Source organism: Enterobacter cloacae complex sp. BZL2005, from assembly GCF_049238885.1.
In the GTDB taxonomy this organism is placed as follows: domain Bacteria; phylum Pseudomonadota; class Gammaproteobacteria; order Enterobacterales; family Enterobacteriaceae; genus Enterobacter; species Enterobacter roggenkampii.
The window spans coordinates 107866-124912 of sequence record NZ_JBMKGI010000002.1; the positions used below are offsets into that span (position 1 = coordinate 107866).

Annotated in this window: 18 protein-coding genes; 9 read left to right on the top strand and 9 right to left on the bottom strand. The window is 56.5% G+C overall.

Annotated elements, in window-relative coordinates:
• Nucleotides 1-330: 330 nt before the first annotated feature.
• Entirely contained in the window at nt 331-1200 is an 870-nt protein-coding gene (locus ACOTXI_RS04870; RefSeq protein WP_008500456.1) for a MurR/RpiR family transcriptional regulator, read from the top strand.
• A 137-nt stretch (nt 1201-1337) separates the two neighbouring features.
• Nucleotides 1338-2780: a pyruvate kinase gene (gene pyk, locus ACOTXI_RS04875; RefSeq protein ID WP_008500455.1), complete on the top strand. Its 1443-nt coding sequence runs from the start codon at nt 1338-1340 to the stop codon at nt 2778-2780.
• 46 nt (nt 2781-2826) lie between these two features.
• Here pyk and lpxM read toward each other — a convergent pair whose 3' ends face one another.
• From lpxM to znuA, 3 genes are all read right to left on the bottom strand, one after another.
• Nucleotides 2827-3798, bottom strand: a complete 972-nt coding sequence (gene lpxM, locus ACOTXI_RS04880) for a lauroyl-Kdo(2)-lipid IV(A) myristoyltransferase (protein WP_008500454.1) — start codon at nt 3796-3798, stop codon at nt 2827-2829.
• Between the two features lie 120 nt (nt 3799-3918).
• A complete protein-coding gene (mepM, locus tag ACOTXI_RS04885; RefSeq protein WP_008500453.1) occupies nt 3919-5238 on the bottom strand; it encodes a murein DD-endopeptidase MepM in 1320 nt (439 codons plus the stop codon).
• Between the two features lie 15 nt (nt 5239-5253).
• A complete protein-coding gene (gene znuA / locus ACOTXI_RS04890) occupies nt 5254-6198 on the bottom strand; it encodes a zinc ABC transporter substrate-binding protein ZnuA (RefSeq protein WP_058653437.1) in 945 nt (314 codons plus the stop codon).
• Between the two features lie 77 nt (nt 6199-6275).
• On the opposite strand from znuA, the gene znuC reads away from it, so the two are divergent.
• Both znuC and znuB read left to right on the top strand, forming a co-directional pair.
• Nucleotides 6276-7031, top strand: coding sequence for a zinc ABC transporter ATP-binding protein ZnuC (znuC, locus tag ACOTXI_RS04895; protein ID WP_023293956.1), 756 nt, complete (start codon nt 6276-6278; stop codon nt 7029-7031).
• Entirely contained in the window at nt 7028-7813 is a 786-nt protein-coding gene (znuB, locus tag ACOTXI_RS04900; protein ID WP_048029424.1) for a zinc ABC transporter permease subunit ZnuB, read from the top strand. The genes znuC and znuB overlap by 4 nt, the downstream gene beginning before the upstream one ends.
• 52 nt (nt 7814-7865) lie before the next feature.
• On the opposite strand, the gene ruvB is transcribed toward znuB, so the two are convergent.
• The 6 genes from ruvB to aspS form a co-directional block, all read right to left on the bottom strand.
• On the bottom strand, nt 7866-8876 hold the full coding sequence (gene ruvB, locus ACOTXI_RS04905) for a Holliday junction branch migration DNA helicase RuvB (RefSeq protein ID WP_008500449.1): 1011 nt from the start codon (nt 8874-8876) through the stop codon (nt 7866-7868).
• 8 nt (nt 8877-8884) lie between these two features.
• Nucleotides 8885-9499: a Holliday junction branch migration protein RuvA gene (ruvA, locus tag ACOTXI_RS04910; protein ID WP_008500448.1), complete on the bottom strand. Its 615-nt coding sequence runs from the start codon at nt 9497-9499 to the stop codon at nt 8885-8887.
• A gap of 80 nt (nt 9500-9579) precedes the next feature.
• On the bottom strand, nt 9580-10101 hold the full coding sequence (gene ruvC / locus ACOTXI_RS04915; protein WP_003859749.1) for a crossover junction endodeoxyribonuclease RuvC: 522 nt from the start codon (nt 10099-10101) through the stop codon (nt 9580-9582).
• Nucleotides 10102-10135: 34 nt separating this feature from the next.
• On the bottom strand, nt 10136-10876 hold the full coding sequence (locus ACOTXI_RS04920) for a YebC/PmpR family DNA-binding transcriptional regulator (protein ID WP_008500447.1): 741 nt from the start codon (nt 10874-10876) through the stop codon (nt 10136-10138).
• Nucleotides 10877-10903: 27 nt separating this feature from the next.
• On the bottom strand, nt 10904-11347 hold the full coding sequence (gene nudB, locus ACOTXI_RS04925; RefSeq protein WP_008500446.1) for a dihydroneopterin triphosphate diphosphatase: 444 nt from the start codon (nt 11345-11347) through the stop codon (nt 10904-10906).
• Between the two features lies 1 nt (nt 11348).
• Nucleotides 11349-13121 (bottom strand): aspartate--tRNA ligase, encoded by a 1773-nt coding sequence (aspS, locus tag ACOTXI_RS04930; protein ID WP_008500445.1) that lies wholly within the window; start codon nt 13119-13121, stop codon nt 11349-11351.
• Nucleotides 13122-13384: 263 nt separating this feature from the next.
• On the opposite strand from aspS, the gene ACOTXI_RS04935 reads away from it, so the two are divergent.
• The 5 genes from ACOTXI_RS04935 to cmoB are packed head-to-tail and all read left to right on the top strand — an operon-like array spanning nt 13385 to nt 16965.
• Nucleotides 13385-13951 (top strand): hydrolase, encoded by a 567-nt coding sequence (locus ACOTXI_RS04935; protein ID WP_058653395.1) that lies wholly within the window; start codon nt 13385-13387, stop codon nt 13949-13951.
• Nucleotides 13948-14766 (top strand): DUF72 domain-containing protein, encoded by an 819-nt coding sequence (locus tag ACOTXI_RS04940; RefSeq protein WP_058653397.1) that lies wholly within the window; start codon nt 13948-13950, stop codon nt 14764-14766. The genes ACOTXI_RS04935 and ACOTXI_RS04940 overlap by 4 nt, the downstream gene beginning before the upstream one ends.
• Nucleotides 14767-14817: 51 nt before the next feature.
• Nucleotides 14818-15213 (top strand): MAPEG family protein, encoded by a 396-nt coding sequence (locus ACOTXI_RS04945; RefSeq protein ID WP_021240443.1) that lies wholly within the window; start codon nt 14818-14820, stop codon nt 15211-15213.
• 40 nt (nt 15214-15253) lie between these two features.
• The gene (cmoA, locus tag ACOTXI_RS04950) at nt 15254-15997 is read left to right on the top strand and encodes a carboxy-S-adenosyl-L-methionine synthase CmoA (RefSeq protein WP_008500441.1); all 744 of its coding nucleotides are present in this window, start codon (nt 15254-15256) and stop codon (nt 15995-15997) included.
• On the top strand, nt 15994-16965 hold the full coding sequence (cmoB, locus tag ACOTXI_RS04955) for a tRNA 5-methoxyuridine(34)/uridine 5-oxyacetic acid(34) synthase CmoB (RefSeq protein ID WP_058653399.1): 972 nt from the start codon (nt 15994-15996) through the stop codon (nt 16963-16965). The genes cmoA and cmoB overlap by 4 nt, the downstream gene beginning before the upstream one ends.
• Nucleotides 16966-17047: the final 82 nt, after the last annotated feature.

Genomic DNA, 17047 nt, shown 5'->3' on the forward strand with positions numbered 1-17047 from the left:
GTACTTCTGCCAGGTATCGTTGTAATTTTATTACAATGCACTGTACTGCTTTTACGTCATTCCCGAAACCATTAGCGCTTATCGTCGCGTGCGATACCGCGATTTTTCACCCTTCGGATGATTTAGACGGCTTAATGACGCAACAACCGTCGTTTCTTTGCGCAACAGGGTCATAGCAAAACCCGACATCGATCAAGTAATGAAAAAAAACAACAACATTATCTCGTCGATTGTTACCCTTAATGGAAGCCACAGGGGTAATATCGGCTAAATCGAATCACGATTTCATCAATTAATGAAATCGTTTACACCCATGAGCGTCCTGTTAACATGAACATGCTGGAAAAAATCCAGTTTCAACTGGAACACCTTAGCAAATCCGAGCGAAAAGTGGCCGAGGTCATTCTCGCCTCTCCCGCTCAGGCGATTCATTCAAGCATCGCCGCTCTGGCACAGGAAGCGGGTGTTAGCGAACCCACGGTCAATCGCTTCTGCCGCAGCCTGGAAACGCGCGGCTTTCCTGATTTTAAACTGCATCTGGCACAAAGTCTGGCTAACGGCACCCCTTATGTTAATCGTAATGTGGATGAAGACGACAGCGTTGATGCCTATACCGCGAAAATTTTTGAGTCGGCCATGGCTTCGCTTGACCACGTCCGTCAGTCTCTGGACATGAGTTCCGTGAATCGCGCAGTGGATTTACTCACCCAGGCCAAGCGAATTGCCTTCTTTGGGCTCGGGTCGTCGGCGGCCGTCGCGCATGACGCCATGAACAAATTTTTCCGCTTTAACGTCCCGGTGATTTATTCCGATGACATTGTCCTGCAACGCATGAGCTGTATGAATTGCAGTGAAGATGACGTCGTGGTACTGATTTCGCATACTGGCCGCACTAAGAGTCAGGTAGAACTGGCGCAGCTGGCCCGTGAAAACGATGCCATGGTGATTGCGCTGACCACGGCGGGCACACCGCTGGCCCGTGAGGCGACGCTGGCGATCACTCTCGACGTGCCGGAAGACACCGACATTTATATGCCAATGGTCTCCCGACTGGCCCAGCTCACCGTGATTGACGTGCTGGCGACCGGTTTTACCTTACGCCGGGGGGCAAAATTCCGGGATAACTTGAAGCGGGTCAAGGAAGCGCTGAAGGAATCGCGTTTTGATAAAGAATTGCTTATAAAGAGCGATGTTCGATAGTTGATAACGAAGACGTCACGAATAATGACGAAGTAACGATTTACGGCATTCGGTCCCCTCTCCACTGCCTTGCAGCAGATGAAGGCCGATTCAATGTTCACGCAACACCAAAGTTGTTTCAGTCAACGGAGTATTACATGTCCAGAAGGCTTCGCAGAACCAAGATCGTAACCACCTTAGGCCCGGCCACCGATCGCGATAATAATCTCGAGAAAATTATCGCCGCTGGCGCCAACGTGGTGCGTATGAACTTCTCTCACGGTACGCCAGAAGACCATAAATTACGTGCCGATAAAGTGCGTGAAATCGCAGCTAAACTGGGCCGTCACGTTGCGATCCTCGGCGATTTGCAGGGTCCTAAAATCCGTGTTTCGACCTTTAAAGAGGGTAAAGTTTTCCTCAATATCGGCGACAAATTCCTGCTGGATGCCAACCTGGGCAAAGGCGAAGGCGATAAAGAGAAAGTCGGTATCGACTATAAAGGCCTCCCGGCTGACGTCGTACCTGGCGATATCCTGCTGCTTGACGACGGTCGCGTGCAGCTGAAAGTGCTAGAAGTTCAGGGCATGAAAGTGTTCACCGAAGTCACCGTCGGCGGCCCACTCTCCAACAATAAAGGCATCAACAAGCTGGGCGGCGGCCTCTCTGCGGAAGCGCTTACTGATAAAGATAAAGCGGATATTGTGACTGCTGCACTGATCGGTGTTGACTACCTGGCTGTCTCCTTCCCGCGCTGCGGCGAAGATCTGAACTATGCGCGTCGTCTGGCGCGTGATGCAGGCTGCGATGCCAAAATCGTCGCCAAAGTTGAGCGTGCGGAAGCCGTTTGCGATCAGGATGCTATGGACGACGTGATCCTTGCCTCTGACGTGGTGATGGTTGCGCGTGGCGACCTGGGTGTGGAAATCGGCGACCCTGAGCTGGTGGGTATTCAGAAAGCCCTGATTCGTCGCGCACGTCAGCTGAACCGCGCGGTGATCACCGCCACTCAGATGATGGAATCGATGATCACCAACCCGATGCCAACCCGTGCAGAAGTGATGGACGTGGCCAACGCCGTGCTGGACGGTACCGATGCGGTAATGCTCTCTGCGGAAACCGCTGCGGGCCAGTATCCGGCAGAAACCGTGGCCGCCATGGCACGTGTTTGCCTGGGTGCTGAAAAGATCCCAAGCATCAACGTCTCTAAACACCGTCTGGACGTGCAGTTCGACAATGTTGAAGAAGCGATTGCGATGTCTGCAATGTATGCTGCAAACCATCTGAAGGGCGTTACCGCGATCATCACTATGACCGAATCTGGCCGCACCGCGCTAATGACCTCTCGTATCAGCTCGGGTCTGCCGATCTTCGCCATGTCCCGTCACGAACGTACGCTGAACCTGACGGCGCTGTACCGCGGCGTGACGCCGGTACACTTCGACAGCACCAATGACGGCGTGGCCGCGGCGCACGATGCCGTAAACCTGCTGCGCGACAAAGGCTATCTGGTCTCTGGTGATATCGTCATTGTGACCCAGGGCGATGTGATGAGCACCATCGGCTCAACCAACACCACGCGCGTTATGACCGTCGAGTAATAACGTCTCTGTTAAAAAGCCCTCTCCAGATGGAGAGGGCTTTTTTTTATTTCGTTGGATAAAGCTCTTTGCGTTTATACGGCTCTTTTTCGCCCGGCTTACGCGTTTTAAGCAGCTTCAGGATCCACGTGTACTGCTCGGCATGCGGCCCTACCAGGATCTCCACCTCTTCGTTCATCCGACGGGCAATGGTGTGGTCGTCAGCGGTCAGCAGATCGTCCATCGGCGGACGAACCTCAATGCTCAGGCGATGCGTTTTACCATCATAGACCGGGAACAGCGGGATCACGCGGGCACGACACACTTTCATCAGGCGGCCAATCGCAGGGAGCGTCGCTTTATAGGTCGCAAAGAAATCGACAAACTCGCTGTGCTCGGGGCCGTGGTCCTGATCCGGCAAATAGTAGCCCCAGTACCCCTGGCGTACCGACTGAATGAACGGCTTAATGCCATCGTTGCGCGCATGCAGGCGTCCGCCAAAACGACGACGCACCGTATTCCAGACAAAGTCGAAGATTTTATTGCCCTGGTTATGGAACATTGCCGCCATCTTCTGGCCCTGAGAGGCCATCAGCATCGCCGGAATATCAACGCCCCAGCCGTGTGGGACGAGGAAAATGACTTTTTCGTCATTGCGGCGCATCTCCTCAATGATATCCAGCCCTTTCCAGTCTACGCGATCGACAATTTTCTCCGGCCCTTTCAGCGCCAGCTCCGCCATCATCGCCATGGCCTGCGGTGCGGTGGTATACATCTCATCAATGATTGCCTCGCGCTCGGCGTCGCTCTTTTCAGGAAAACAGTAATAGAGATTGATCTGCGCGCGACGGCGGGCACTCTTGCCTAAGCGCCCGGCAAGACGGCCAATTTTACCCAGGACAGGATCGCGGACGGAAGCCGGCAGCAACGCTATCCCCGCAAAGGCGTAGACACCGAGCCAGGCGCCCCAGTTGCGCGGATGGCGGAAGGATTTTTCAAACTCAGGAATGTATTCAATATTGTTTTTTTGGGTTTCCATGCTGGATCCAGGGTCTGATGACGCAAAATTAATTCAGATAGTGTAGCGAGGCAGTCGTCCGCGCACAAAAGAAAAAGCCGGCGTCAGGGTGCGCCGGCTTTTTTAACAAAAACAGAGGGCTTAGTCTAAGCTCAGCTGCGGCAACACCTCTTTCACCTGCGCCAGGTAATCCGTACGATCTTTACCCGTCAGGCCTTCGGTGCGCGGCAGTTTCGCCGTCAGCGGGTTCACGGCTTGCTGGTTGATCCACACTTCGTAGTGCAGGTGCGGGCCGGTAGAGCGACCGGTATTACCTGAGATCGCAATGCGGTCACCACGCTTCACCTTCTGTCCTGGTTTAACCAGCAGCTTACGCAGGTGCATATAGCGGGTCGTATACGTGCGACCATGACGTACCGCAACATAATATCCGGCTGCGCCGCTACGTTTGGCCACCACCACTTCGCCATCCCCAACCGCGAGTACCGGTGTACCCTGCGGCATAGCAAAGTCAACGCCACGGTGCGGTGCGACGCGTCCGGTGACCGGGTTCAGACGACGCGGGTTAAAGTTGGAGGAGACGCGGAACTGTTTCGCCGTCGGGAAGCGCAGGAAGCCCTTTGCAAGGCCCGTACCGGTGCGGTCGTAGAACTTGCCGTCTTCGGCACGGATCGCGTAGTAATCTTTGCCTTCGGAGCGCAGACGCACGCCCAGCAGCTGGCTTTGCTCGCGCTTGCCGTCCAGCATTTCGCGGGACATCAGGACGGAAAACTCATCGCCTTTTTTCAGCTTGCGGAAATCCATCTGCCACTGCATGGCTTTGATCACCGAACTGATTTCAGCGCTGGTCAACCCTGCGTCGCGCGCGCTGGAGACAAAGCTTGCGCCCACGGTGCCTTTGAGAACGCTGTTGACCCAGTCGCCCTTCTGCATTTCGCTGGTCATTTTGAAACCGGTTGCCGTGCGATCGTAGGTGCGGGTTTCACGGCGGGACATTTCCCAGGTCAGACGCTGGAGATCGCCATCGGCCGTTAACGTCCAGGAGAGCTGTTGCCCAATTTTCAGGTTGCGAAGATCTTTATCTGCCGCCGCCAGCTGGCTGATATTGCCCATGTCGATGCCGTACTGGTTCAGCACGCTGCTCAGCGTGTCCCCGGTAGAAACTACATATTCGTGGATACCCGCTTCATTCTCGGTTTTATCGTCCAGTTCATCCTGTGGAATGGCTTCATCTTCCTGAGCCGACTGGTCGATAGGCTCACTGGCTTCAGGCAGCAAAGAGCGGATTTCGCTCTTTTCAAGCTCGATGGTTTTGATGATAGGGGCAGAACTCGGGTGGTAAACATAGGGCCGCCAGACGGCGACCGCTAAGGTGAGTACTGTAAGCGACCCCAGCATGACGCGGTGGGGTCGAGGCAGATTGTTAAATGCCAGGGCGACAGAGCGGGCTATCTGTTGCACGTATTCACTTCCTCGTTAATCTCCTTTCAGGCAGCTCGCATACTGGTTCGCCAGTTGGCTGAGGAACTGCGAATAGCTCGCTTTGCTCAACTGGATATTCGTTCCTAGCGGGTCAAGGGTCCCCATGCGCACGGATGTCCCCCTGGCCACGGCTTCTACGACCGCTGGCCTGAACTGTGGCTCAGCAAAAACGCATGTCGCTTTTTGCTCAACCAGCTGTGTTCTGATTTCATGTAAACGCTGCGCACCAGGTTGAATTTCAGGGTTGACGGTAAAGTGCCCCAGCGGGGTCAAACCGTAGTGTTTTTCGTAATAGCCGTAGGCGTCATGAAAAACGAAATACCCTTTTCCTTTCAACGGTGCGAGCTCATTACCTACCTGCTTATCGGTTGCGGCTAATTGTGCCTCAAAATCTTTCAGGTTGGCGTCTAGTTTGGCTCGACTTTGCGGCATAAGTTCCACTAATTTGTCATGGATTGCAACCGCTGAAAGCCGCGCTATCTCTGGGGATAACCAAAGATGCATGTTGTACTCGCCGTGATGGTGATTTCCATCACCTTTTTCACCGTCGGCAGCATGATGGTCATGTTCATCGCCGTCGTCATCCGTCCCTTTCATGAGTAACGGTTTCACGCCTGGGAGGGCGGCAATCGCGACCTGTTTTTCGCCCGCCACCTGTTTTGCTGACTTCTGCATAAACGCTTCCATTTCCGGACCAATCCAGACAACTAAGTCCGCGTTTTGTAAGCGTTTTACGTCTGAAGGGCGCAGGGAGTAGTCATGCTCGGATGCACCATCCGGGAGCAGAACCTGGGTTTCTGTTACCCCGTCAGAAATGGCTGACGCGATAAACCCGAGTGGTTTAAGCGAAGCGACAACCGCAGCGTTAACATCTTGTGCGGTTGTGCCCCAAAGGGCAGCGGATAATGCTGCGAAAAGAAGCGTATTTTTATGTAACATAATGCGACTAATCATCGTAGTGAATGCGTGGAATGTGATATTATAACATTCGTTGACTTCTTCAAGCTTAAAATGACATGACGACATTGGTTTCTCTTGAAAATATTTCGGTCTCATTTGGCCAGCGCCGCGTCCTCTCTGACGTGTCGCTCGATCTGAAGCCCGGCAAAATTCTGACGCTGCTCGGCCCCAATGGCGCAGGCAAATCCACCCTGGTTCGCGTGGTGCTGGGTCTGGTCGCACCCGATGAAGGCGTGATCAAGCGTGAGGAAAAATTGCGTATCGGCTATGTGCCGCAAAAGCTTCACCTTGACGCCACCCTGCCGCTGACGGTGAGCCGTTTCCTGCGCCTGCGCCCCGGCACGCGTAAAGCCGATATTCTCCCGGCGCTGAAGCGCGTGCAGGCAGGCCATCTTGTCGATGCGCCGCTGCAAAAACTGTCCGGCGGTGAAACGCAGCGCATATTACTTGCCCGTGCGTTGCTCAGCAGCCCGCAGCTGCTGGTGCTGGATGAGCCGACTCAGGGGGTCGACGTCAACGGCCAGGTAGCGCTGTACGATCTTATTGACCAGCTGCGTCAGGAACTGAATTGTGCGGTACTGATGGTATCCCACGACCTGCATCTGGTGATGGCAAAGACTGACGAAGTGCTGTGTCTTAACCACCACATCTGCTGCTCCGGCACGCCAGAAGTCGTCTCCATGCACCCGGAATTTATCTCCATGTTCGGCCCTCGCGGCGCTGAACAGCTCGGCATCTATCGCCATCATCATAATCACCGCCATGATTTGCAGGGACGAATCGTTCTGCGTCGGGGAAATGGACACTCATGATTGAACTGTTACTGCCCGGCTGGCTGGCCGGGATTATGCTTGCCTGCGCCGCGGGTCCACTCGGCTCGTTTGTGGTGTGGCGCAGAATGTCTTACTTCGGCGATACCCTGGCGCACGCGTCCCTGCTGGGCGTGGCTTTTGGCCTGCTGCTGAACGTCAACCCGTTCTATGCGGTGATTGTGGTCACGCTGCTGCTGGCGGCCGGTCTGGTCTGGCTGGAAAAACGCCCTCACCTCGCCATCGATACCCTGCTTGGCATCATGGCGCACAGCGCCCTGTCGCTGGGCCTGGTGGTGGTCAGCCTGATGTCGAATATCCGCGTGGATCTGATGGCTTACCTGTTCGGTGACCTGCTGGCCGTCACGCCTGACGATCTCATCGCTATCGCCATTGGCGTTGTGGTGGTGCTCGGGATTCTGCTCTGGCAGTGGCGTAACCTGCTGGCGATGACCGTCAGCCCCGATCTGGCGTTCGTCGATGGCGTGAAGCTGCAGCGCGTTAAGCTGCTGCTGATGCTTGTAACGGCGTTAACCATTGGCGTGGCGATGAAGTTTGTCGGCGCGCTGATTATTACGTCGCTGCTGATCATCCCTGCGGCTACGGCGCGTCGTTTTGCCCGTACGCCGGAGCAGATGGCCGGTGTGGCCGTGATTGTCGGAATGATTGCGGTAACGGGTGGACTCACCTTCTCGGCGTTCTATGACACGCCTGCCGGGCCGTCCGTGGTGCTGAGTGCGGCGGTGCTGTTTATCTTCAGTATGATGAAGAAGACCGCGCAGTAGTGGACATGTCCCCGGTGGCGCTTCGCTTACCGGGGCGACAAATTATCGCTGCTTACGGCATTGCCGGTGGCGTAATGCCGAAATGATTCCACGCCCGCACCGTCGCCATACGTCCACGCGGTGTGCGCTGCAGGAAGCCCTGCTGAATCAGATACGGTTCAAGCACATCCTCAATGGTTTCACGCTCTTCCCCGATTGCCGCCGCCAGGTTATCCAGCCCGACCGGGCCACCAAAGAACTTGTCCAGCACCGCCAGCAGCAGCTTGCGGTCCATGTAGTCAAAACCTTCGGCATCGACGTTCAGCATATCCAGCGCCTGCGCGGCGATCTCTGCGGAGATCGAACCGTTGTGCTTCACCTCAGCAAAGTCACGCACGCGGCGCAGCAGGCGGTTGGCGATACGCGGCGTACCGCGGGAACGTTTCGCCACTTCAAACGCCCCCTCTTCGCTCATCTCCAGCCCCATATAGCGGGCGCTGCGGCCAACGATGTGCTGGAGGTCGGCCACCTGGTAAAACTCCAGACGCTGCACGATACCGAAGCGGTCGCGCAGTGGAGAGGTCAACGACCCGGCTCGCGTTGTTGCGCCAATCAGGGTAAACGGCGGCAGATCGATTTTGATGGAGCGTGCCGCCGGACCTTCACCAATCATGATATCCAGCTGATAATCTTCCATCGCCGGATAGAGCACCTCTTCCACCACCGGTGACAGGCGGTGGATCTCATCGATAAACAGCACGTCATGCGGTTCGAGGTTGGTCAGCATGGCCGCCAAATCGCCCGCCTTCTCCAGCACCGGGCCGGAGGTGGTGCGCAGGTTAACGCCCATTTCATTAGCAACGATGTTCGCCAGCGTGGTTTTGCCTAAACCCGGCGGGCCAAAAATCAGCAGGTGATCGAGCGCATCGCCGCGCAGCTTTGCCGCCTGGATAAAAATCTCCATTTGGGAACGAACCTGCGGCTGGCCAATGTACTCATCAAGCAGTTTTGGGCGAATCGCGCGATCCACCACATCCTCTGCCTGAACAGTGCCTGCCGAAACCAGGCGGTCTGCTTCAATCATCCTTTACCTCACAATGCAGCGCGCAGCGCTTCACGAATCAGGGTTTCACTGCTGGCGTCCGGTTTGGCAATTTTGCTCACCATACGGCTGGCCTCCTGAGGTTTATAGCCCAGTGCCACCAGCGCGGCAACCGCTTCCTGCTCCGCGTCATCATCCGCCGCAGGCGCGCCTGGGGAGGTCAGCACCAGATCGGCCGCCGGCGTGAAGAGATCGCCATGCAGGCCTTTAAAGCGGTCTTTCATCTCGACAATCAGGCGCTCTGCCGTTTTCTTACCAATGCCAGGAAGCTTAATCAGCGCCGCAGGATCTTCACGCTCAACGGCATTCACAAACTGTGGTGCAGACATGCCGGATAAGATCGCCAGCGCCAGCTTCGGCCCGACGCCGTTGGTTTTAATCAGCTCGCGGAACAGGGTGCGTTCCTGTTTGTTGTTGAAGCCGTACAGCAGCTGAGCATCTTCACGCACCACAAACTGGGTAAAGACAATCGCCTCTTTGCCCGCGTCCGGCAGCTCGTAGAAGCAGGTCATCGGCATATGGACTTCATAGCCCACGCCACCCACTTCCAGCAGCACTAACGGGGGTTGTTTTTCAATGATGATGCCTCTAAGTCTGCCTATCACGTGACGCTCCTGCGTTCTGGAAGAAATTAACTGCCGACATAATAAAAAAAGGCTGGATAAACATCCAGCCTGATTTGTCATTATCGTAACCTGCCTCGCGCCAGATTGAGCCGCGATTCGCTCATTTGCATCGCGTTCTGGCTGACGTGACAGTGGGTAATCGCAATCGCCAGCGCATCGGCGGCGTCGGCCTGCGGGTTAGCAGGGAGCTTGAGCAGGGTCCGCACCATGTGCTGCACCTGACTTTTCTCCGCGCTACCGATGCCCACCACCGTCTGCTTAACCTGCCTTGCCGCGTATTCGAAAACCGGCAAATCCTGGTTCACCGCAGCGACAATGGCCACCCCGCGCGCCTGACCGAGCTTTAGCGCCGAATCGGCGTTTTTCGCCATAAAGACCTGCTCGATGGCGAAATAGTCCGGCTGAAACTGGGTGATGATCTCCGACACGCCCGCATAGATGAGCTTCAGGCGCGACGGCAGATCGTCCACTTTGGTGCGAATACAGCCACTGCCCAGGTAGGTTAACTGGCGTCCCACCTGACGGATAACGCCATAACCGGTGACGCGTGAGCCTGGGTCAATCCCGAGAATAATCGACATCACGCGTCTCCTGTAACGGGTTTACACGCTCCCATCAGAGAGTCGCTGCAACCTCATCAGAGATTTCACCGTTGTGATACACTTCCTGCACGTCGTCGCAGTCTTCGAGCATGTCGATCAGACGCAGCAGTTTTGGTGCCGTTTCTGCATCCATGTCCGCTTTGGTGGACGGGATCATGGAGACTTCAGCGTTGTCCGCTTTCAGGCCCGCCGCTTCCAGCGCATCGCGCACGGCACCCATCTCTTCCCAGGCGGTATAAACGTCGATAGCGCCGTCGTCGAAGGTCACTACGTCTTCCGCACCGGCTTCCAGCGCCGCTTCCATGATCGCATCTTCGTCGCCTTTCTCGAAGGAGATGACGCCTTTTTTGCTGAACAGGTAAGCAACGGAACCGTCAGTGCCCAGGTTGCCACCGGTTTTGGTGAACGCGTGGCGCACTTCCGCAACGGTACGGTTACGGTTGTCGGAGAGGCATTCAACCATCACCGCCGTACCGCCAGGACCGTAACCTTCATAGATGATGGTTTCCATGTTCGCGTCTTCATCACCGCCGACGCCACGTGCGATAGCACGGTTCAGGGTGTCACGCGTCATGTTGTTAGACAGCGCTTTATCCACCGCCGCACGCAGACGTGGGTTAGAGGCCGGATCGCCGCCGCCCAGACGCGCTGCCGTCACCAGCTCGCGAATGATTTTGGTAAAGATCTTACCGCGCTTGGCATCCTGTGCCGCTTTGCGGTGTTTGGTGTTGGCCCACTTACTATGACCTGCCATAAAAATATCCTCAAAGAGCGCGCCTTTTCAGGCAGCGTTAATTACAAATTCTTCAATCGCCTGCCGGTTGCTCCACGACTTGGTCAGTGCGGCGGCATCCGCCGCATTCACCCAGCGGTAGGTCAGGTGTTCGGTAAACACGATCTCCCGTTCATGGGGGAGCGCGAGACAGAACCACGATTCCGTATTGCGCTCGGTACCCGGCGCGTAGCGATGACGTAAATGGCTAAAAATTTCGAACTCCACCGTGCGCTGACAGTCCTTCAGGGTCAGTTGCTCGCGGGCAACGTCAATGGCGACCTCTTCCTTTACTTCACGCGCGGCGGCCTGCGGCGCGGTTTCCCCCTCTTCCAGACTGCCGGTAACCGACTGCCAGAATTCAGGGTCATCGCGCCGCTGCAACATCAGCACCCGCTTCGTGTCTTCTGCATAAATGACCACCAGGACCGAAACGGGGAGCTTATATGTCATATCAGTTTTTCTCTTCCTTCTTCACCACCTCAATGCCCAGCTCAGCCAGTGCGGCCGGGTTGGCAAAGCTTGGCGCTTCGGTCATCAGACACGCTGCAGCAGTGGTTTTCGGGAAAGCGATAACATCACGGATGTTATCGGTGCCGGTCAGCAGCATGGTCAGACGGTCAAGACCGAAGGCCAGACCCGCGTGCGGAGGCGTACCGTATTTCAGCGCGTCCAGCAGGAAGCCGAATTTCTCGCGCTGCTCCTGCTCGTTGATGCCCAGGATGCCGAACACGGTCTGCTGCATTTCACCGCTGTGAATACGCACGGAACCACCGCCCACTTCGTAGCCGTTGATGACCATATCGTAGGCGTTGGCGACGGCCTCTTCCGGTGCCGCTTTCAGCTCGGCAGCCGTCATGTCTTTCGGCGAGGTGAACGGGTGGTGCATCGCGGTCAGGCCGCCTTCACCGTCGTCTTCAAACATTGGGAAGTCGATAACCCACAGCGGCGCCCATTTGCTCTCGTCGGTCAGATTCAGGTCTTTACCGAGCTTCAGACGCAGCGCGCCCATCGCATCCGCAACGACTTTCTTGTTATCTGCACCGAAGAAGATCATGTCGCCGTCCTGCGCGCCGGTGCGCTCCAGGATCGCTTCCACGATGTCCGCGTTCAGGAATTTCGCAACCGGGCTGGTGATACCTTCCAGACCTTTCGCACGCTCGGTCACTTTAATATAGGCCAGACCTTTCGCGCCGTAGATCTTGATGAAGTTGCCGTAGTCGTCGATCTGCTTACGGCTCAGAGCCGCGCCGCCCGGTACACGCAGCGCGGCCACGCGGCCTTTGGCGTCGTTAGCCGGACCCGCGAAGACCGCGAACTCCACGTTTTTAACCAGATCAGCTACGTCCACCAGCTCCATCGGGTTACGCAGGTCGGGTTTGTCAGAGCCATAGCGACGCTCGGCTTCCGCGAAGGTCATGATTGGGAAATCGCCCAGCTCAACGCCTTTCACGTCATTCCACAGGCTACGCACCAGGGCTTCCATCACTTCACGCACCTGCTCGGCGGTCATGAAGGAGGTTTCCACATCGATCTGGGTAAATTCAGGCTGGCGGTCAGCACGCAGGTCTTCGTCGCGGAAGCATTTCACGATCTGATAGTAGCGATCGAAGCCGGACATCATCAGCAGCTGTTTGAACAGCTGTGGAGACTGTGGCAGCGCGTAGAATTTGCCTTTATGAACGCGGGATGGCACCAGGTAATCGCGCGCGCCTTCCGGCGTGGCTTTGGTCAGCATCGGGGTTTCGATATCGAGGAAACCGTGGTCATCCATAAAGCGACGCACCAGGCTGGTGATTTTCGCACGGGTTTTCAGGCGCTGAGCCATCTCCGGACGACGCAGATCCAGGTAGCGGTATTTCAGACGCGCTTCTTCAGTGTTGACGTGGTTGGAGTCCAGCGGCAGCGCTTCAGCACGGTTGATGATCGTCAGATCGGACGCCAGCACTTCAATGGCACCCGTCGCCATGTCGGCGTTAACGTTTTTCTCGTCACGCGCACGCACGGTGCCGGTGACCTGAATGCAGAACTCATTACGCAGCTCAGAGGCCAGCTTCAACGCATCTGCACGATCCGGATCGAAGAACACCTGAACGATACCTTCGCGGTCGCGCATATCGATGAAGATAAGGCTACCAAGATCACGACGACGATTGACCCAACCACACAGGGTGACCTGCTGTCCGACGTGGGACTGACGCAGCTGCCCGCAATATTCTGTACGCATGAGATATCCCTTAATTAGCCGCAGGCTAAATGTCGCCTGGTATGCAGGCTACTATGTCGCAGCTTTCTGTATGTCACAACTGGATGAAAAAAGGCGGCTATTATACTGGAAATTCCGCCGGACGATAAGAGCGAACCACGGCCAGGCGGTCGTTTGCTGCACTCTTATTGCGCATTCTCACAAAAATTAACAAAATTATGCGACCAATAACAGGCCATCGCGTCGTATGGTGTGTGGAAGTGATTCATTTAACGGGAGTAACGATGTTAACCCTTGATGCCAGCAAAACCGCGCTTGTGGTGATTGATTTACAGGAAGGCATTTTGCCCTTCGCCGGTGGCCCGCATACCGCGGACGATGTGGTCAGCCGAGCCGCCCGCCTGGCGGAACAATGCCGTGCCAGCGGTGCCCCGGTTGTCATGGTGCGCGTCGGCTGGTCTGCGGATTACGCAGAAGCGTTAAAACAGCCCGTTGATGCGCAGACTCCCGCCCGCGCCCTGCCGGAAAACTGGTGGACGTACCCGGTATCGCTTGGCAAACGCGACAGCGACATTGAAGTCACCAAACGCCAGTGGGGCGCCTTCTACGGCACCGATCTTGAGCTGCAGCTCCGCCGTCGCGGCATTGACACGATCATCATGTGCGGTATTTCCACCAACATCGGCGTGGAGTCGACTGCCCGCAACGCGTGGGAGCTCGGCTTTAATCTGGTGATCGCCGAAGATCCCTGCAGCGCGGCCTCCGCGGAACAGCACCAGGGCAGCATGACCCATATCTTCCCGCGCATCGGCCGCGTGCGCAGCACGGATGAGATTGTCAGCGCGCTATGATGTATGTCGGTTTACCCCAGTGGTCGCACCCGAAATGGGTGCGCCTTGGCATCACCAGCCTTGAAGAGTATGCTCGACACTTCAACTGCGTCGAGGGTAACACTACCCTCTATGCGCTCCCGAAAGCCGAGATTGTTGCACGCTGGCGGGAGCAAACAACCGACGACTTCCGCTTCTGCTTCAAGTTTCCGGCGACCATTTCTCACCAGGCCGCGCTGCGAAACTGCGGTGAGTTGACCGACGAATTCTTTGGCCGGATGGCGCCTCTGGCAAACCGCATCGGCCAGTACTGGCTGCAGCTTCCGGCCACGTTTGCTCCGCGCGACCTGCCTGCGCTCTGGCAGTTCCTGGATGCCCTGCCCCGGGAATTTACCTACGGCGTGGAGGTTCGACACCAGGACTTCTTTGCGAAAGGCGAAGCGGAAAAAGCGCTCAACCGCGGCCTGCTTGAGCGTTCCGTTAACCGGGTGATCCTCGATAGCCGTCCGGTGCACAGCGCGATACCGCATAACGAGGCCATCGTTGAAGCTCAGCGTAAAAAACCGAAAGTGCCGGTCCACGCCATCGTGACCGCGAAGAACCCAATGGTCAGGTTTATCGGCAGCGATAACATGCTGCAAAACCAGGCGATGTTCGCCGTCTGGCTGGAAAAACTGGCCTCGTGGGAACACACCACCACGCCGTATCTCTTTTTGCACACGCCGGATATTACCCAGGCCCCCGAACTGGTCGATGCTCTGTGGCAGGCCTTGCAGGCTGCGGTGCCGTCCGTGGGCAGCGCCCCTTCCATCCCACAACAATCTTCTCTTTTCTGATATCACCCCCTATCATAGGGAAGTGCCATCTGCCAAAAACAGGGAGTTTGTATGGTCAGCGCGCTGTACGCGGTGTTAGGTGCATTACTGCTGATTAAGTTTTCATTTGACGTTGTGCGCCTCAGAACGCTCTACCGCGTTTCTTACGGTGACGGCGGCTTTTCCGAGCTGCAAAGCGCTATCCGCATTCACGGCAATGCGGTCGAATACATCCCCGCGGCCCTCATCCTGCTGCTGTTTATGGAGATGAATGGCGCAGAAACCTGGATGGTGCACATCTGTGGCCTGCTGCTTATCGCTGGCCGCCTGATGCATTATTACGGCTTTCACCACCGCTTAATCCGCTGGCGTCGTTCCGGCATGAGTGCAACCTGGTGTTCGCTTTTGCTGATGGTGCTGGCTAACCTGTGGTATATGCCGTGGGAGTTGGTTTTCTCCCTCCATTAGCGCACAATACGCCACTTTATTTTTCCCGGATTTTTACGTTATGTCAGATCGCGACACGCTTTTTTCCGCGCCTATCGCCAGCCTGGGCGACTGGACCTTCGATGAACGGGTAGCCGAAGTCTTCCCGGATATGATCCAGCGCTCTGTTCCCGGTTATTCCAATATTATCTCTATGATCGGCATGCTGGCTGAGCGCTTCGTTCAACCCGGCACGCAGGTCTATGACCTGGGCTGCTCGCTCGGCGCGGCAACGCTGTCGGTACGTCGTAACGTTCATCACGAAGGCTGCCGAATCATTGCCGTGGATAACTCTCCGGCCATGGTGGAACGCTGCCGCCGCCATATTGACGCCTACAAAGCCCCTGTTCCGGTTGACGTGGTGGAAGGCGATATCCGTGAGATTGAGATCCAAAACGCCTCGATGGTGGTGCTGAATTTCACCCTGCAGTTCCTGGTGCCGGAAGACCGCCAGCTGCTGCTGGACAAAATCTATCAGGGGCTGAATCCTGGCGGCGCGCTGGTGCTCTCGGAGAAATTCAGCTTTGAAGATGCCGAGGTTGGCGAGCTGCTGTTCAATATGCACCACGATTTCAAACGGGCGAACGGCTACAGCGAGCTGGAGATCAGCCAGAAGCGCAGCATGCTCGAAAACGTGATGCTGACGGACTCCGTAGAAACCCACAAGACGCGCCTGCGTCAGGCCGGATTTGAGCATAGCGAACTGTGGTTCCAGTGCTTCAACTTTGGGTCTCTGGTGGCGCTGAAAGCGGGGAAACCCGCATGATCGAGTTCAGCAACTTCTATCAGCTGATTGCCAAAAATCACCTCTCCCACTGGCTGGAGACGCTGCCTGCGCAGATTGCCGCCTGGCAGCGGGATCAGCAGCACGGCCTGTTAAAGCAGTGGTCAAATGCGGTGGAGTTTCTGCCGGAACTGACCCCGCATCGTCTGGATCTCCTGCACAGCGTCACCGCAGAGAGTGAAGAACCGCTTCCGCCAGGGCAGATCAACCGTATCGAAACGCTGATGCGAAACCTGATGCCGTGGCGTAAAGGGCCGTTCTCGCTGTACGGCGTGAACATCAATACCGAATGGCGCTCAGACTGGAAATGGGATCGCGTTCTGCCGCACCTTTCCGACCTGACCGGGCGCACCATTCTGGACGTGGGCTGCGGTAGCGGCTATCACATGTGGCGCATGATTGGCGCAGGCGCGCATCTGGTGGTTGGTATCGACCCGATGCAGCTGTTCCTGTGTCAGTTTGAAGCGGTACGTAAGCTGCTGGGTAACGACCAGCGCGCGCACCTGCTGCCGCTGGGTATTGAGCAGCTGCCCGCACTGAAAGCCTTTGATACCGTGTTCTCCATGGGCGTGTTGTATCACCGCCGTTCCCCACTGGAGCACCTGTGGCAACTGAAAGATCAGCTGGTCAGCGGCGGCGAGCTGGTGCTGGAAACGCTGGTGATCGAAGGCGATGAACATGCCGTTCTGGTACCGGGCGATCGCTACGCGCAGATGCGCAACGTTTACTTCATCCCTTCCGCGCTGGCGCTGAAGAACTGGCTGGAGAAGTGCGGATTTGTGGATGTGCGAATTGCCGATGTCAGCGTGACCTCTATCGAAGAGCAGCGCCGGACCGAGTGGATGATCACCGAATCGCTGGAGCAGTTCCTCGACCCGACCGATCACAGCAAAACCATTGAAGGCTATCCAGCCCCGATGCGAGCGGTGTTGATTGCGACGAAGCCGTAGCCTGTTAGCCGGGTGGCGGCTGCGCCTTACCCGGCCTACTCCCGATTTTCCAGGTCCGGTAAGCGAAGCGCTACCGGGCGCA

Excerpts from the sequence above, each read along its gene's own strand:
- ACOTXI_RS04870 (WP_008500456.1), top strand. The coding sequence starts at position 331 with ATGAACATGCTGGAAAAAATCCAGTTTCAACTGGAACACCTTAGCAAA.
- pyk (WP_008500455.1), top strand. The coding sequence starts at position 1,338 with ATGTCCAGAAGGCTTCGCAGAACCAAGATCGTAACCACCTTAGGCCCG.
- lpxM (WP_008500454.1), bottom strand. The coding sequence starts at position 3,798 with ATGGAAACCCAAAAAAACAATATTGAATACATTCCTGAGTTTGAAAAA.
- znuA (WP_058653437.1), bottom strand. The coding sequence starts at position 6,198 with ATGTTACATAAAAATACGCTTCTTTTCGCAGCATTATCCGCTGCCCTT.
- znuC (WP_023293956.1), top strand. The coding sequence starts at position 6,276 with ATGACGACATTGGTTTCTCTTGAAAATATTTCGGTCTCATTTGGCCAG.
- znuB (WP_048029424.1), top strand. The coding sequence starts at position 7,028 with ATGATTGAACTGTTACTGCCCGGCTGGCTGGCCGGGATTATGCTTGCC.
- ruvB (WP_008500449.1), bottom strand. The coding sequence starts at position 8,876 with ATGATTGAAGCAGACCGCCTGGTTTCGGCAGGCACTGTTCAGGCAGAG.
- ruvC (WP_003859749.1), bottom strand. The coding sequence starts at position 10,101 with ATGTCGATTATTCTCGGGATTGACCCAGGCTCACGCGTCACCGGTTAT.
- ACOTXI_RS04920 (WP_008500447.1), bottom strand. The coding sequence starts at position 10,876 with ATGGCAGGTCATAGTAAGTGGGCCAACACCAAACACCGCAAAGCGGCA.
- nudB (WP_008500446.1), bottom strand. The coding sequence starts at position 11,347 with ATGACATATAAGCTCCCCGTTTCGGTCCTGGTGGTCATTTATGCAGAA.
- aspS (WP_008500445.1), bottom strand. The coding sequence starts at position 13,121 with ATGCGTACAGAATATTGCGGGCAGCTGCGTCAGTCCCACGTCGGACAG.
- ACOTXI_RS04935 (WP_058653395.1), top strand. The coding sequence starts at position 13,385 with ATGTTAACCCTTGATGCCAGCAAAACCGCGCTTGTGGTGATTGATTTA.
- ACOTXI_RS04940 (WP_058653397.1), top strand. The coding sequence starts at position 13,948 with ATGATGTATGTCGGTTTACCCCAGTGGTCGCACCCGAAATGGGTGCGC.
- ACOTXI_RS04945 (WP_021240443.1), top strand. The coding sequence starts at position 14,818 with ATGGTCAGCGCGCTGTACGCGGTGTTAGGTGCATTACTGCTGATTAAG.
- cmoA (WP_008500441.1), top strand. The coding sequence starts at position 15,254 with ATGTCAGATCGCGACACGCTTTTTTCCGCGCCTATCGCCAGCCTGGGC.
- cmoB (WP_058653399.1), top strand. The coding sequence starts at position 15,994 with ATGATCGAGTTCAGCAACTTCTATCAGCTGATTGCCAAAAATCACCTC.